At 52.4% G+C, this 14683-nt stretch carries 13 protein-coding genes; 10 read left to right on the plus strand and 3 right to left on the minus strand.

The window, feature by feature from the left end:
* The first annotated feature begins 129 nt into the window (after window positions 1–129).
* The 5 genes from EZV72_RS11645 to EZV72_RS11665 are packed head-to-tail and all read left to right on the plus strand — an operon-like array spanning window position 130 to window position 7788.
* Window positions 130–1497: a TolC family protein gene (locus EZV72_RS11645; protein ID WP_232364411.1), complete on the plus strand. Its 1368-nt coding sequence runs from the start codon at window positions 130–132 to the stop codon at window positions 1495–1497.
* A complete protein-coding gene (locus EZV72_RS11650; RefSeq protein ID WP_137167405.1) occupies window positions 1494–2726 on the plus strand; it encodes an efflux RND transporter periplasmic adaptor subunit in 1233 nt (410 codons plus the stop codon). The genes EZV72_RS11645 and EZV72_RS11650 overlap by 4 nt, the downstream gene beginning before the upstream one ends.
* Window positions 2716–5877 (plus strand): efflux RND transporter permease subunit, encoded by a 3162-nt coding sequence (locus tag EZV72_RS11655; RefSeq protein ID WP_137167406.1) that lies wholly within the window; start codon window positions 2716–2718, stop codon window positions 5875–5877. The genes EZV72_RS11650 and EZV72_RS11655 overlap by 11 nt, the downstream gene beginning before the upstream one ends.
* On the plus strand, window positions 5855–6526 hold the full coding sequence (locus EZV72_RS11660) for a response regulator transcription factor (protein WP_137167407.1): 672 nt from the start codon (window positions 5855–5857) through the stop codon (window positions 6524–6526). Before EZV72_RS11655 ends, EZV72_RS11660 begins: the two co-directional genes overlap by 23 nt.
* Window positions 6523–7788, plus strand: a complete 1266-nt coding sequence (locus EZV72_RS11665; protein ID WP_137167408.1) for a sensor histidine kinase — start codon at window positions 6523–6525, stop codon at window positions 7786–7788. The genes EZV72_RS11660 and EZV72_RS11665 overlap by 4 nt, the downstream gene beginning before the upstream one ends.
* 47 nt (window positions 7789–7835) lie before the next feature.
* Here the strand turns inward: EZV72_RS11665 and EZV72_RS11670 are convergent, their stop codons facing one another.
* Complete coding sequence (locus tag EZV72_RS11670; protein WP_137167409.1) at window positions 7836–8387, minus strand: carboxymuconolactone decarboxylase family protein; 552 nt, start codon at window positions 8385–8387, stop codon at window positions 7836–7838.
* 111 nt (window positions 8388–8498) lie between these two features.
* Between EZV72_RS11670 and EZV72_RS11675 the strand changes: the two genes are divergently transcribed.
* Window positions 8499–9092 carry a TetR/AcrR family transcriptional regulator gene (locus tag EZV72_RS11675; protein ID WP_175405107.1) on the plus strand — a complete coding sequence of 198 codons (594 nt, stop codon included), beginning with the start codon at window positions 8499–8501 and terminating at the stop codon, window positions 9090–9092.
* A gap of 50 nt (window positions 9093–9142) precedes the next feature.
* Here EZV72_RS11675 and EZV72_RS11680 read toward each other — a convergent pair whose 3' ends face one another.
* Together EZV72_RS11680 and EZV72_RS11685 are read right to left on the minus strand one after the other, a co-directional pair.
* Window positions 9143–9322 carry a hypothetical protein gene (locus EZV72_RS11680; RefSeq protein WP_137167411.1) on the minus strand — a complete coding sequence of 60 codons (180 nt, stop codon included), beginning with the start codon at window positions 9320–9322 and terminating at the stop codon, window positions 9143–9145.
* Entirely contained in the window at window positions 9310–10509 is a 1200-nt protein-coding gene (locus EZV72_RS11685) for an FAD-dependent monooxygenase (protein WP_137167412.1), read from the minus strand. Before EZV72_RS11685 ends, EZV72_RS11680 begins: the two co-directional genes overlap by 13 nt.
* Window positions 10510–10799: 290 nt before the next feature.
* Between EZV72_RS11685 and miaB the strand changes: the two genes are divergently transcribed.
* Genes miaB through corC form a run of 4 tightly spaced genes read left to right on the plus strand, consistent with a single transcriptional unit; the run spans window position 10800 to window position 14682 of the window.
* Complete coding sequence (gene miaB, locus EZV72_RS11690) at window positions 10800–12236, plus strand: tRNA (N6-isopentenyl adenosine(37)-C2)-methylthiotransferase MiaB (protein ID WP_137167413.1); 1437 nt, start codon at window positions 10800–10802, stop codon at window positions 12234–12236.
* Between the two features lie 21 nt (window positions 12237–12257).
* The gene (locus EZV72_RS11695; RefSeq protein WP_137167414.1) at window positions 12258–13322 is read left to right on the plus strand and encodes a PhoH family protein; all 1065 of its coding nucleotides are present in this window, start codon (window positions 12258–12260) and stop codon (window positions 13320–13322) included.
* On the plus strand, window positions 13319–13792 hold the full coding sequence (ybeY, locus tag EZV72_RS11700) for an rRNA maturation RNase YbeY (protein WP_217495164.1): 474 nt from the start codon (window positions 13319–13321) through the stop codon (window positions 13790–13792). Before EZV72_RS11695 ends, ybeY begins: the two co-directional genes overlap by 4 nt.
* A gap of 32 nt (window positions 13793–13824) precedes the next feature.
* Complete coding sequence (gene corC, locus EZV72_RS11705; RefSeq protein ID WP_137167415.1) at window positions 13825–14682, plus strand: CNNM family magnesium/cobalt transport protein CorC; 858 nt, start codon at window positions 13825–13827, stop codon at window positions 14680–14682.
* Window position 14683: the final 1 nt, after the last annotated feature.

Here is a 14683-nt window from a genome sequence, read left to right on the forward strand (position 1 = left end):
GCTGCAGGAGCACTATCTTTACACACCTTTACACAATCTCAGCCTGATACCGGCACACTCTTAACCCTTTCTTAACCCTGCTATGGGTATGCTTGTCGGCACCTTTTTAAGTCAACCGGCACCGATATTATGAAAATTCGCCCCGGCCTGCAGGCTTGTGTGCTAGCCCTGCTTTGCCAGGCCTGCAGCAGTATCTCTGATCCTAACAATCACTATGCAGAGCAGGCACAGGCAGCCACCGGCACCATCGGTCAATGGCAGCAAAGCACAGACAGCGGTGTGGCCACCACCCGCCTGTTACAACTGGTGAACCTGAACCAGCTGGATGCATTGGTCAGCGAAGCCCTGAGCCACAACCCGGGCTTACAGCAAACTCTCGTGACGCTGAAAAAATCCCGGGTTCAGGAAACCACGGCCGCCGCCGAAGGCCGCCCCCAAATCTCTGCCGGTGTGCAAAATAGTCGTAGTGAAAATAGCAACAGTGCTTATACCACCAGCGTAGATATCAGCTGGGAGCTGGACCTGTGGAACAGGATTGGCGATAGCGTCAGCGCAGCGCAGTGGCAGAGCGAACAAGCAAGTAGTGACTATCAGGCTGCCCAAAACACCCTGGCTGCCAGTGTTATCCAGGCTTACCTTCAAATTCTCAGTCAGCAACAGTTACTGACCATTGAACAGCAGCGATTGCAGGTTTTACAGAACAGCGAGTCGGTCATTCTGACCCGCTATCGTAGTGGTCTGGGCACGCTGGATGATCTGGATACTGCGCGCACCAGCAGCGCCAGCACCCGGGCCACCATCGCCGACTATGAAAACAGTCTGCGGGCTGCCCGTCGGTCGCTGGCGGTATTACTGGGCCGGACCGACATGGATACGTCCGACATCAACAGTGCCAAGGACTTTCCGGATATTGTGCCACCACTAAGCGCTATACCAGAACAGGACCTGGCCCGTCGCCCTGATTTACAATCTGCCTTTGCCCAGATAAAAGCCAGTGAAGCCAGTGAACAGGTGGCATACAAAAACCTGCTGCCCAGCCTGAATATCAGCGCGGCACTGAGTGATAGCGGTCAGACGCCGGCCCTGTCATTTTTCAAAGATCCGGTCTGGTCACTGCTTGGGTCGGTCACCGCTCCCCTGTTTCAGGGCGGCGCACTCAAAGCCAGCCTGAAACAAGCAGAGCTGGACTCGCTCAACACCTGGTGGGCATATCAGCAAACCCTGCTGACCGCAGTACAGGAAGTGGAAGATACGCTGGACCTTGAGACCAGCTACCAGATTCGTCAGGCTCATCTGCTCAATGCTTATGACAATGCCCAGCGCAGCAAGCAAACCTATACCAGTCAGTATCGCCAGGGGCTGGTTGATATTCTGGATCTGCTGAGTGTGACGCAGACCACCTACGACCTGAAAGCCCAGCTGGTGCAGTTACAGCAAAATCAGTTATCTAATCGCATTGACCTAGGTCTGGCGCTGGGTCTGGGAGTATCATCATGAACCAACGTAAAAAAACCGGACTGATTACCCTGGGAGCAGCGCTGTCTATTGTACTGGCCGCTTTATCTGTCTGGGCACAAATGCCAGCGCACAGCGGACCACCGGGCGCCGGCGGTCACAAACGCCCGGCGCAGGCGCAGTCTGCCCCCACCACAAAGCATCAGCCACCGCTGGCAGCAACCGGGCAGGAGAACCTGCCTGAAGTGGGTGTGAGGACAGTCACTGCCGGTGCTTATCAGGCCCGGGTAAGCGGTTATGGGGAAGTGACGCCCCGCTACGCGCTGACCTTGTCCGCTCAGGTGGCCGGTCGAATTGACGAGGTCTCAGCCCGTTTTCAAAGCGGTGAAACCTTTGAGGCAGGTGACATCCTTGCCCGGATTGATGAGACAGATTATCAACAGGCGCTGGATAGCGCCGATGCCACCCTGCAACAGGCCAATGTCGCCCTGCAGGAAGAACAGTTACAAGGCGCGCAGGCCCAGGATGAATGGCAGCGCTCGGGCCTGGACGGCGACCCTGACTCAGCTTTGGTGCTGCGTGCCCCGCAATTAGCCGCTGCAAAAGCGACCGTCAGACAGGCACAGTCAGCACTACAAACCGCCCAGCGGGATTTGCAGGCGACCCGCATTACAGCCCCGTTTGATGCGGTAGTGGTCAGCCGGGCAATTCAGCCCGGCAGTATTGTACAAACTGGTACTGAAATCGGCGCTCTTTACGCTACCGCCACTGCTGAAATATCCATTCCGCTATCGGCCAGTCAGTGGCAAAGCCTGCCCGACCCTGCCACGTTATCGGAACAGAGCTGGCCGGTTATTCTGGATGATATGAACCATGATCATCACTGGCGCGGCCGGGTGACCCGGGTAGAGCAACATCTTGATACTGATTCACGCCAGCGTAGCGCCATTGTGGTGATCGATAAACCGCTGGCGCTGTCTACCCCCCTGTATTTTGGTACCTATGTGAATGCACAGATTAGCGGCCGCCAGTGGCAGGGGATTTGGGAGATACCTGCCAGCGCAATATCACAGCAGCAAAAGATCTGGTATGTCAGCGGCGATAACACGCTGGGTAACTTTACCCCCGAGGTGTTATTTCAGCAGCAGGGCAATGCGTATATCCAGATACCGGAGGGCTTTACCAGCGCCCGTATTGTACTGCGCCCGTTAAACAGTTATATGAAAAACATGCTGGTGAAGCCGGTTTCGGAGGGCACGCATGCAGGCTAATCAAAGAGGCATCATCGCCTGGTTTGCCAGTAATCCGGTAGCCGCCAACCTGCTCATGCTGGGTATGATCATTGTGGGCATCGCCTCACTGGGAGATATACGCAAAGAAGCCTTTCCCAGTATGGAGCCGCGTTTTATCACGATCTCCATGACCTACGACAGCGGCGATGCCAAACAGGCTGAAGAAGGTATTGCAATTAATATTGAAAATGCACTGGAGTCGGTGCCGGGTATCAAGCGCATTACCTCAACGTCGACCGCCAGTGGCAGTACGGTGCAGATAGAAAAAGAAAGCGAATATGAGCTGGATACGCTGCTCAGTGATGTAAAAACCAACATCGACAGCATTTATAATTTTCCCTCTGACGCTGAAAACCCGGTCATTACAAAGGGCCGGCGCCAGGAGCATGCGATCTGGGCGCAGCTATATGGCAATACAGATCATGCAACATTGCAGGCACTGGGACAGACTCTTGAGCGGGAATTACTGGCTAAAGATGGGATCCGTGAGGTCAGTACGCCTGACTTTATCGATCCTATGATGTCGGTGGAGATTGATGAGGCTAAACTGCAGGCGTTCGGGCTGACCCTGTCAGATGTTTCGGCAGCGATTAACGCAGAATCATCCACAGCGCTTACCACCAGCCTGCGCAATGAAGAAAAGGTGATTCGTCTTAAAGCTTCAGAGCAGGCTTACAATGCCAGCGAATTTGCCAGTATCCCGCTGCTGGCCGATGCATCCGGTACTTATCTGACCGTGGGCGATGTGGCCACCGTCACCGATATGTTTGCTGATGACGCGTATCATCTCTCCCGCTATAACGGCCAGAATGGCTACGGTATTCAGATTGTTATGGATGAAAACGGTGATGTGGTCAATATTGTTAACCAGGCGCGACAGGTAGTACAGCAGTGGCAGCAGCAGGACAGACTGCCCGCTGGTGTCGAACTGGAAACCTGGTATGACAAAAGTACCCTTATCACCGACCGGCTCTCGTTGCTGACCGAAAACGCTATTTTTGGCATTGTGCTGGTATTTATTGTACTGGCGCTGTTTCTGAATGTACGGGTTGCATTCTGGGTGGCGGCGGGTCTGCCGTTTATCTTTTTCGGTACGCTGTTTTTCATGACCGACTCATTTACCGGCATGACTATCAATGAGATGACCACCTTCGGCTTTATTATGGCCTTAGGTATTGTTGTTGATGATGCGGTGGTGGTAGGTGAAAGCGTGTATACCACCCGGCAGCGCTTTGGAGACACGCTGAACAATACTATCGACGGCACCATGCGGGTGGCCGTTCCCACCCTGTTCGGTGTGCTGACAACGGTCGCGACCTTCTTCGCTCTGTCGAATGTTGAAGGTGGCCTGGGCAAGCTGTACTCTCAGTTTGGCACGATCGTGACGATCTGTTTACTGCTGTCAGTGATAGAGTCAAAACTGATCCTGCCTGCTCACCTGGCCCACCTACCCACCCGTCAACAATCACGTTCAGGCATAGCCGGGGCCTGGTCGCGGGTTCAGCGTGCTGCAAATCGCGGTCTCAATGCGGTAAATAAACGCCTCTACCAGCCAGTTTTAAGCGCTGCCATTCGATATCGCTATGCCGCCGTACTCGGTTTTGTCAGTGTGTTTGTACTGGTCATTGGGATGCTGTTTACCGGAGCCGTACGGGTGGGCTTTTTTCCCAGTATGCCTGGAGATACAGTAGAAGCCTCTATGAACCTGTACAGCGATGCCAGCTTTGGCCAGAATGCCCGCAATATAAACCGGCTGGAAGCAGCCGCCTATGCTGCTGACCAGGCGCTGGTTGAACAGGCAGGCTCGACCGGCAGCGGCATTAAAAGCCTGCAGGTGTCAGCCAGCAGCGACCAGTCAGCCAGCATGATTATTGAACTGGCAGACAACAAGCCGTACACGCTGGATGAGCTGGCCAGACTGTGGCGACAAAAAGCCGGCCAGCCAGAAGGGGTTAAACAGCTTAAAATTCAGTCTCGCCGCGAAATGGTCAGCGCCTTTCAGGTTGAGCTGAAAAGTATCAGCGATGAGGCGCTGGTTGCCGGTGAAGCGGCCTTTAAAGAGGCGCTGACGCAACTTGACGGGGTGCACAGTATTGAAAGCTCACTGACTCCGGGTGAAGCTATGCTTCGGTTTGAACTGACGCCCCAGGGCCGGGCCATGGGAATGGACACCCAGACGTTATCCACGCAGCTGTTGCAAGCATTTGGCGGGGATATTGTGCAGCGTTATTTGCGGGATAAAAACGAAGTGAAGGTGCGCGTTCGCTATCCTGAAAAAGACCGCACCAATCCATCCGACATTCTGGATGCGCGGGTTCGTACCAGCGCGGGCACGGTGGTGCCGCTTAGCGAAGTCGCCCGGATTATTCCGGACACCCAGCAAAAAGAAATTACCCGTATTGATGGATTACGCGCACTGACAGTCTCTGCATCGGTGGACAGTGCCACCATCACCTCGACCGAACTGGTCAGTCAGCTGAATGCCAGCCTGGTTCCCCGGCTTAGCCGCCAGTATCCGGAACTGAGCCTGCATTTTGCCGGAGAGGCAGAACAGCAGGCAGAAACCCAGGGCTCTATGGAAACCGTGTTTATTCTTGCGCTGATTGCCATTTTTGCCTTGCTGGCCATACCGCTTAAATCCTATATACAGCCACTGATTATCATGACCGCTATCCCATTTGGTATTGTGGGCGCCGTGCTGGGACACTGGAGTAATGATCTGATGGTCAGTCTGTTGTCGCTAAATGGCATTCTGGCCCTAAGTGGTGTGGTGGTAAATGACTCTTTGCTGCTGGTATCCCGGTATAATGATTTACGCCGACATGGCACCGGTATACACGATGCAATCATGACCGCCTGCACCAGCCGTTTGCGGGCGGTGCTGCTGACCTCAGTCACCACCTTTGTAGGGCTTTACCCGATTCTGGGAGAAACCTCTGCCCAGGCACAATTTTTAATACCGGCCGCCGCATCGCTGGGCTATGGTATTTTATTTGCCACAGTGATTACGTTATTGTTAATTCCGGCGTTGCTGCTGATAACCGAAGATTGTAAACGTGGTCTGATGGCGGTTTCGCGCCGGCTGACCCGCCACTCAGGAGAGACTCATGACCACCCTGCTGCTGGTTGAGGATGACATGGATCTGGCTGGTAATATTCTTGATTACCTGGCCCTGGATAATTTTGTCTGCGATCATGCCAGTAATGGCGTGGCTGCGCTAAACCTGCTCCAGAACAATGCCTATGCCGTTATCATTCTGGATATTAACCTACCCCGGCAAAATGGATTGAGTGTATGCCAGACATTGCGCCAGCGTGGTGATGTAACGCCGATTATCATGCTAACCGCAAGAGACCAGCTGGACGATAAATTAACCGGTTTTGCCGCGGGCGCCGATGATTATCTGGTTAAGCCTTTTGCGATGGCAGAGCTTAGCGCCCGCTTACAGGCTCTGGCCGGGCGGCGCAGCAACCAGGCGCAAAAACTGGGGTATGCCGGCCTGATACTGCACCGGCAGACCCGCCAGGTACAGTATCAGCAACAAGTCATAAAGCTCAGCCCTACCGCTACCAAGGTACTTGAAACCCTGCTTGAACAAGCGCCTGAACCGGTCAGCCGCTTCACGTTGGTGCAGGCGGTATGGGGCGACAATGCGCCGGATAGCAACAGTCTCAAGGTACACATCCATGCTTTGAGAAAAGCCCTGTCCGGCTCTACGCCTTTAGGTGTGGAAGCCGTATCCGGAGTCGGGTTCAGACTAACCGGAGCGCCGCTATGACAGGCTTTCGCCTTAGCTTACGCAAGTATGTACTTATCACCTTGCTGGTGATGGGCGTCATTCTTATTTCTTCATTATCTTACCTGTCATTCAACAATTTTTTTGAAGGCATGGATGGGGTACTGCGCGGCACCATGATATCTGCCGCGCGTAATACCCAGGTCACCCCTGGTCAGCCCGTACAGACCCTAAACTTTACGATTGCGGCTCGTTGGGAAGATTTACCCGATGAAATACAACATAATTTTCATGCCAAAACACTGCGCCCATTCAGACTGGAAAAACAGATAGACCGGGAATTCATTTTTTTCCGGCCAGATCGGGCGTTGTTTGTACTTAAAGTCACCGGCAACAATCAGCCAGATAAATTTGTCTCACAGATTTTTACCGCCCCGCCGGCAGGCAGTCGTCACAGCGAGCACCGCTGGTCACATGAGGGGTGGACTCTGATTATTGGTTTGTCAGCACTGATTATTTTTGCTGGGTTACTGCTGATACTGCTGCGCAGTATTGCCCGCCCCACCGAACATCTCCGTCAGTGGGCCAAAAACCTTGATGAGCAAACGCTGGATGCACCCATCCCTTCTTTTCGCTATAGAGAGCTCGATGAGCTTGCCCGACTGATTCATCACAGTTTGCAGGATGTACGCCACAGCCTGCATCGTGAACAGGCATTTGTGCGCCACGCCAGTCATGAATTACGTACACCCATCGCCGTGATCCGTTCTAGCATCGAACTACTGCACAAGCTGCCTGCCCATGATAATCCGCTGGCGGATAAAGCCATCCACCGGATAGATAATGCCTCGCACACCATGACGGATTTAACCGAAACCTTGCTGTGGCTTGGCAAGCGGGATACCGGCAACCTGCCGATGTCTCAGGTAAGCCCAGGGGCTATACTTACACGCCTGACAAAAGAGCTGCATTATTTGCTTGACGCCAAGCCAGTGAAGGTCACTCTGCAAACCGACCATGAGCAAATCAGCCTACCGGTTACCGCGTTTGAAATTGTGGCGGGTAACCTGGTTCGAAATGCCTATCAGCACACTCAGCACGGTGAGGTCACGATAAATCAGGAACATAGCACCATCACCATTGAAAACCGGGAGTATCAGCAGGACGCGGATGGCGCTGAGCAGGAGTCCAGCGGTTTTGGACTGGGTTTACAGCTGGTGCGTGGAATCAGTGAAAAATTGCAGTGGTCGTGTGAGATCACCGTCCGGCCTCAGGGCTTTTGTGTCACCCTGACACTGAAATAAAAAAGCCCCGGCCAGAGGCGCGGGGCAAACATCACACGGAATTCGGATCAGGCTTTTTGCCAGTCAAACTTCTTAAACGGTGCATCAACCGGCGTGTCGGCCAGATGATTGGTATAGTTACTCATGACCTTTTGCGCCAGAATGGCGATAATTTCCAGCACCTGTTGATTGCCATAACCCACATTGAAAAACTCACTTAAGATATCATCATCAATGTAACCACGGTTACGGGTCAGTGACAGCGTTGCCTGCTTCAGCACATTCAGTTTGCTGTCACTTAAAGTTTTGTCATCACGTAATTCGTTGATAAGATCGTCATCAACGCCCATATTCTTTGCAATGGCAGTATGGGCCGGTACGCAATAATGACAGTTATGCTCAACATTGATGGTCTGCCATACCACAGTCAGCTCTTCTTTGTTGAATGAAGTTTGTTGCGCCAGCTCATGCAGCTTTTGGTATCCCTCCAGCAGCGCTGGTGCTTCGGCCATGACCGCATGAAGGTTTGGAATCATGCCAAATGCTTTTTGCGATTCGCCAAGCAGTGCTTTTGACTTTTCAGGGGCATTACTTTCATCATATAGCGTAAAATCTGTCATCAGGTTTCTCCTGTTTTGTTGCGTTCAAAGATATAATGGGCACTCTTGAACAATCGTTCAAGGGGCAATTTGAACATTTGTTCAATTTTTCGTGTTATAGGTTAGATAAAAGTGATATACGAACAAACCGAACTGTTGGATAAAGCCACTGAGCTGTTCTGGCAAAAAGGCTTTCAAGCCACCAGTATGCGCGACATTCAGCAAGCGCTGGATATGCGTCCGGGCAGTCTTTATGCGCGTTTTTCAGGCAAAGCCGATTTATTTGAAAAAGTGATTGGTCATTATGCCGAGCAGATACTTGGCCGGCTGGAAAGCGCAGGTGCACACGAAAGTCCGCTTGATGCATGCCGTGAATTTATGGTGGAAGAGCTTATCAGGCCGGCTGAAAAACGTTATCAGCGTCAGTGTCTGTTGCTAAATGCCCTGGCCGAGCACGACAAATTAGATGATGGCGCCAAAGATGCCCTGTTTCAGGCGATGCAAAAATTACATCAGGGCTTTGCGGTTGTGGCCGGCGGGCTGAAAAACGCCGGTATTATCGACGCCGGTGTGCCGGAAGCCCAGGTTGGTCAATGGTTGCAGATACAGTTTGTAGGATTGCGTAATGCAGCCTTTCTGGCTCAGGATGACAGCCAGATCACCCTGCTGATTGAAAAGCTGATGCTGGACCTGCAGGGCCAGTGGCCCCAACAGGGCGCGGTGTAAGTGCCTGAGCCCGGGACCGGTTTTAAGCTTTGCCCGGGCCCGGTAACTGACTAGTCACGAAACATCATCATGATCAGCTGTATAACCAGCGATACCATGATAAGCGGCCAGATCCAGCGACCTATTTTACCGGCGGTTTCATTGCTGATGCGCATATTCGACCGCTCAATCAGCGGCACAATGATAAACAGCGCCAGAAACAACACGCCCAGAATAATCAGAACTTCCATTGGTGCATCCCCATTGCGTATTTGAGAACCTGCCGGCGTACCGGCGTCATCGTCTGCGCCAGCCCCAGCAGGCGGTTTCTTACCCATTTAACTGGGGGCAGGTTGTTGCTGAACAAGAGGTAGAAGCCATCCATAGCGCTCATCATCGCCAGATTATCCCGGCGGCGCGGACGCTCATAAGCGTGTTGCAGCGCCCGGACAAACGCCGGGCTGCTCAGATCACTGGCGTCTTTACACTGAGTCAGCAGACTCGCTACATCCCGAAAACCGATGTTCACCCCCTGCCCGGCCAATGGATTGATCGTATGGGCTGCATCGCCAACCAGGATCACCCGTCCGCTGAGGTACTGCTGTGCATGCATGCGGGTAAGCGGAAACGCTGCTTTGCCGACGACCTTAAAGGCTCCGGCGTGAGCCGGAAATGCATCAGTGATGGCCTGTTGCAGGCGCAGATTGTCCAGCTTGCTCAGTGCTTTGATTTTTTCAGGGCTGTCATACCAGACAAACGAGCCAAAATTGTCATACATGGGTAAAAAGGCCCGCGGGCCGCTCGGGTGAAATTCCTGCCAGGTCCAGTTGGCCAGCGGCTGCTGCGTTTCTACAGTAATGCCCAGCGCATGCTGGCTATATTGCCAGCCGCTTGTGCCGATGCCAGCGAGCCGGCGTACCACCGAATTCGCACCATCTGCGCCAATCAGCCAGCGCGCCTGTAAATGTGTGCCATTAGCCAGCGCTATCTGACAGTGGTCATGGTGCTGGGTCAGTGTTTCAATGGTAGAGTCAAACCAGCCCGGTAGCGCTTCGCTGTGTGCTATATCGTGGTTGCACTGAGCAAGGGCATCCAGACACGCCAGTTGCAGCAAGCGGTTTTCAACAAAGTAGCCCAGTATGTCCATGTTGGCCATGGCCGCGGTAAAGTCAGTACGTGTGTCGGGGGCTTCCCACACCGACAAGCTGTCGTACTGGCGCACCCTACCCTCGGGAAGATTTTGCCAGGCCCCCAGTTCAGTAAGCAGGTCTACCGAAGCCATCGACAATGCAGACACTCTCAGGTCTGGGCCATCGCTTTGAGTAAAAGGCCGCGGCTGGCTGGCTTCAATCACCGCCACCTGATATCCCTGCCGACGCAGACCTAATGCGGTAGCGGCGCCAATCATGCCGCCACCACTAATACAAAAATCGTACATAAACACTCCCGCTGTTCTGCCTGCATTATGACGTAAAGTACTGACAGAGTCATGATTTAGGTCAATTGGCCGGATTGTCAGGTTTTTCTGCCAGCGAATTATGGACAATCCCTGTGCAAAGACGTGGATAACAGGTAAAATACGCGGCTATTTTGAACTTGTACCGGTTGTATTTTTTGGCATCGACGCCTGTCTTTCGCAAAATAATGATTGAGCGACAGACATTACCCCGCACTGCGCGGCTGGTTTTAACGGACACCGGTTTCACCTACAGACACTAAAAAGTTGCTATGACCAAAAAGCTGTTTATTAAAACCTGGGGTTGCCAGATGAACGAGTATGACTCGGACAAAATGGCGGATCTGTTAGACTCAACCCACGGCTTCACCCGTGCTGAAGAAGCAGAAGAAGCGGATATTATTCTGCTTAACACCTGCTCTATCCGTGAAAAGGCACAGGAAAAAGTATTTCATCAACTGGGCCGCTGGAAAAACCTGAAGCAGACCAAGCCGGATCTGATTATCGGTGTGGGCGGCTGTGTGGCGTCACAGGAAGGCGATGCGATTCGCCAACGTGCGCCGTTTGTTGATCTGGTATTTGGTCCGCAAACACTGCACCGCCTGCCGGAAATGATTAAGTCACTGCAAGGTGGCGCACAGTCGGTGGTGGATGTCAGCTTCCCGGAAATTGAAAAATTTGACCGTCTGCCAGAGCCGCGTGCTGATGGCCCGACAGCGTTTGTCTCTATCATGGAAGGCTGCTCTAAGTATTGCAGCTTCTGCGTGGTACCTTACACCCGCGGTGAAGAAGTCAGCCGTCCGGCCGACGATGTGATTCTGGAAGTGGCGCAGCTGGCTGAGCAGGGTGTGCGGGAAGTAAACCTGCTGGGCCAGAATGTGAACGCCTATCGTGGCGAGCATCATGATGGCACCGTATGTCGTTTCTCTGAGCTGTTAGAGCTGGTTGCGGCTATCGATGGTATTGACCGTATTCGCTATACCACCTCTCACCCGGTGGAGTTTACTGACGATATCATTGCTGCCTATGAAACAATTCCGGAGCTGGTCGATCACCTGCACCTGCCGGTACAAAGTGGTTCAGATCGCATTTTGAACCTGATGAAGCGCGGCCATACGGCGCTGGAATATAAATCGAAAATGCGCAAGCTGCGCAAGGTTCGCCCTAATATCAGTATGTCTTCGGACTTTATCATTGGCTTTCCGGGTGAAACCGATGCCGATTTTGAAGCCACGATGGATCTGATTCAGGCGGTCGACTACGACCTGAGCTTCAGCTTTATTTACAGCGCACGTCCGGGTACACCGGCTGCCGACGCGGTAGATGATGTGGCTGAAGAAACCAAAAAGCAGCGTTTGTACCTGCTGCAGCAGCGTATCAATCAGCAGGCCCTGCGCATTGCCCGTAATATGGTAGGCACCGAGCAGCGTATTCTGGTTGAAGGTCCGTCGAAGAAAAACCCAATGGAGCTGTCTGGCCGTACCGAAAATAACCGGGTGGTTAACTTTGAAGGTACGCCGGATATGATTGGTGAGTTTGTTGATGTGAACATCACTGACGTATTTACCAATTCCCTGCGTGGTGAGGTTGTTCGCCGCGAACAGGACATGGGGTTGCGTGTGGCGGTATCGCCCCAATCTATAACTGCGAAACACAGTCATGAACAGCCTGACGCGCTTGGCGTGGGTCAGTTTGTTCCAACAGCATAAAACAGCGAGGAAATCACTAGCTTGAGTAATTTGGTAAGCAACGAATTTGTACTGGAACCCGCCGACAACAAACGGTTATCTGTGTTGTGCGGGCCTTTTGATGACAACATTAAACAAATTGAACGTCGTTTGGGTGTGGAAATCACCTATCGCAATAACGCCTTTAAAGTGCTGGGCGACAGCCTGCAGGCCGTTGGTGCGGCCGAACTACTTAAGCAGCTGTACGTTGAAACCCAGCCGGTCAAAGGTCAGCCGGCGGAGCTGACCCCAGAGCAGGTTCACCTGGCTATTCAGGAAGCCAGCGTTATGGAAGCGGATGAAGGTAATAAAACCCGCTCCGGTGGCGATTTAAATATCAAAACCAAGCGCGGTGTCATAAAGCCCCGTAATCCCAACCAGACGCAGTATGTGGCTAATATTCTTAACCACGACATCAGCTTTGGCATTGGCCCGGCGGGAACCGGTAAAACTTATCTGGCAGTAGCCGCGGCAGTAGATGCTCTGGAACGCCAGGAAGTTCGCCGTATTCTGCTGACCCGTCCGGCGGTAGAAGCCGGCGAAAAACTGGGCTTTCTGCCCGGTGACCTTTCACAGAAAGTCGACCCGTACCTGCGCCCGCTTTACGATGCACTATTTGAAATGATGGGCTTTGAAAAAGTGGAAAAGCTGATGGAGCGTAATGTCATTGAAGTGGCGCCACTGGCTTATATGCGGGGGCGTACCCTCAATGATGCGTTTATCATTCTGGATGAAAGCCAGAACACGACCTCAGAGCAGATGAAAATGTTTCTGACCCGGATTGGCTTTAACTCCAAGGCTGTGATCACCGGTGACATTACCCAGGTTGACCTGCCCCGCGGCGTTCGTTCAGGTCTGCGTCATGCCATTGACGTGCTCAGCGATGTGAAAGACATTTCGTTTAACTTCTTTGTGGCTGGTGATGTGGTACGTCATCCTGTGGTGGCACGCATTGTTGAAGCCTACGAGGTACACGACAAGCAGGCAGAGGCTGAAAGGCTGGCTCGCAAGGAAGAAGCGCTTAAAGCCAAACAGGCCGCGCAGAACAATGATGAGGCGTCGTCGTGACGGCGCTGATTGATTTTCAGATGGCCTATGAGGGTGATGCCGGTATTGCGGCATCTATCCCTGAGCCGCAGGTGTTGCAAAAATGGGCCGACACCGTCTTTCTGCTCCTGGATTTATTTGATCAGGAATTTACCGCCCGCTTTGTCGGTGATGATGAATCCCGTAACCTGAACCATCAGTATCGGGGAAAGGACAAACCCACCAATGTGCTGTCTTTTCCGTTTGAGTCCCCGCCTGAAATTGAAATGCCTTTGTTAGGTGACCTGGTGATTTGTGCGCCGGTGATCTGCCGCGAGGCAGCCGAACAGGGCAAAACGGTGGAAAATCATTATGCCCATATGATCGTGCATGGCATCCTTCATTTGCTGGGCTATGATCATATTGATGATGCCGAAGCGCAGGAAATGGAAGCACTGGAAATTCGCATACTGGCCGAATTAGGCATTGACGATCCGTATCAGGACGATTAATTTAATTTTGAACACATTTAAAAACGGAAATTATGAGCGACGATAATCCTCACTCTACCAACGGCTCTTCGACGAAAAGTTGGTTAGACAAAATAAAGTTGTCTTTCTCCGGAGAGCCGAGAAGTAAAGAAGAACTGGTAGAAGTTATCAGTGAAGCCGAGCAGCGGGAAGTTATCGACCCGCAGACCCGCGAAATGATTGAGGGGGTCATCGGCGTCAACGATATGCGGGTCAGGGATATCATGATTCCTCGTACCCAGATGACCACCATCGATATTGAGCAGAAAATCGAAGAATTTCTGCCCATCATGCTCGAATCCGCCCACTCCCGCTTTCCTGTCATCAGCGAAGACAAAGATCATATCGAAGGCATCTTACTGGCTAAAGATTTGCTGTCTTATATGTTTAACTCTGAACAGGAGTTTTCACTACGCGCGGTACTGCGTCCGGCAGTGATTGTGCCAGAAAGTAAACGGGTGGATGTACTGCTTAAAGAATTCCGTCAGCAGCGCTATCACATGGCTATTGTGGTGGACGAATACGGCGGTGTGTCCGGTCTGGTCACAATTGAAGATATTCTTGAGCTGATTGTGGGTGAAATTGAAGATGAGTACGACACCGAGGAAGATGGTACGGATGACATCCGTCCGTTGAATAAATCAACCTACTCGGTAAAAGCACTCACCCCGGTTGAAGATTTTAACAGCTTTTTTGAAACCAGTTTCAGTGAAGAAGAAGCTGACACCATCGGGGGTATCGTTCTAAAAGCGTTCGGGCACATGCCTGATACCAGTGATGAAATTTCCATTGGCGATATTCATTTTAAAATTACCCACTCAGACAAACGTCGTCTGGTCCAGCTTAAGGTTACTATCCCCTCACTGGAGTAAG

Source organism: Salinimonas lutimaris, assembly GCF_005222225.1.
Classification (GTDB): Bacteria; Pseudomonadota; Gammaproteobacteria; order Enterobacterales; family Alteromonadaceae; genus Alteromonas; species Alteromonas lutimaris.

What these genes read in the sequence shown, in the direction of transcription:
- EZV72_RS11665 (WP_137167408.1), top strand. Translation starts at nt 6,523, where the DNA reads ATGACAGGCTTTCGCCTTAGCTTACGCAAGTATGTACTTATCACCTTG.
- corC (WP_137167415.1), top strand. Translation starts at nt 13,825, where the DNA reads ATGAGCGACGATAATCCTCACTCTACCAACGGCTCTTCGACGAAAAGT.
- EZV72_RS11680 (WP_137167411.1), bottom strand. Translation starts at nt 9,322, where the DNA reads ATGGAAGTTCTGATTATTCTGGGCGTGTTGTTTCTGGCGCTGTTTATC.
- EZV72_RS11650 (WP_137167405.1), top strand. Translation starts at nt 1,494, where the DNA reads ATGAACCAACGTAAAAAAACCGGACTGATTACCCTGGGAGCAGCGCTG.
- EZV72_RS11660 (WP_137167407.1), top strand. Translation starts at nt 5,855, where the DNA reads ATGACCACCCTGCTGCTGGTTGAGGATGACATGGATCTGGCTGGTAAT.
- EZV72_RS11655 (WP_137167406.1), top strand. Translation starts at nt 2,716, where the DNA reads ATGCAGGCTAATCAAAGAGGCATCATCGCCTGGTTTGCCAGTAATCCG.
- miaB (WP_137167413.1), top strand. Translation starts at nt 10,800, where the DNA reads ATGACCAAAAAGCTGTTTATTAAAACCTGGGGTTGCCAGATGAACGAG.
- EZV72_RS11670 (WP_137167409.1), bottom strand. Translation starts at nt 8,387, where the DNA reads ATGACAGATTTTACGCTATATGATGAAAGTAATGCCCCTGAAAAGTCA.
- EZV72_RS11685 (WP_137167412.1), bottom strand. Translation starts at nt 10,509, where the DNA reads ATGTACGATTTTTGTATTAGTGGTGGCGGCATGATTGGCGCCGCTACC.
- EZV72_RS11645 (WP_232364411.1), top strand. Translation starts at nt 130, where the DNA reads ATGAAAATTCGCCCCGGCCTGCAGGCTTGTGTGCTAGCCCTGCTTTGC.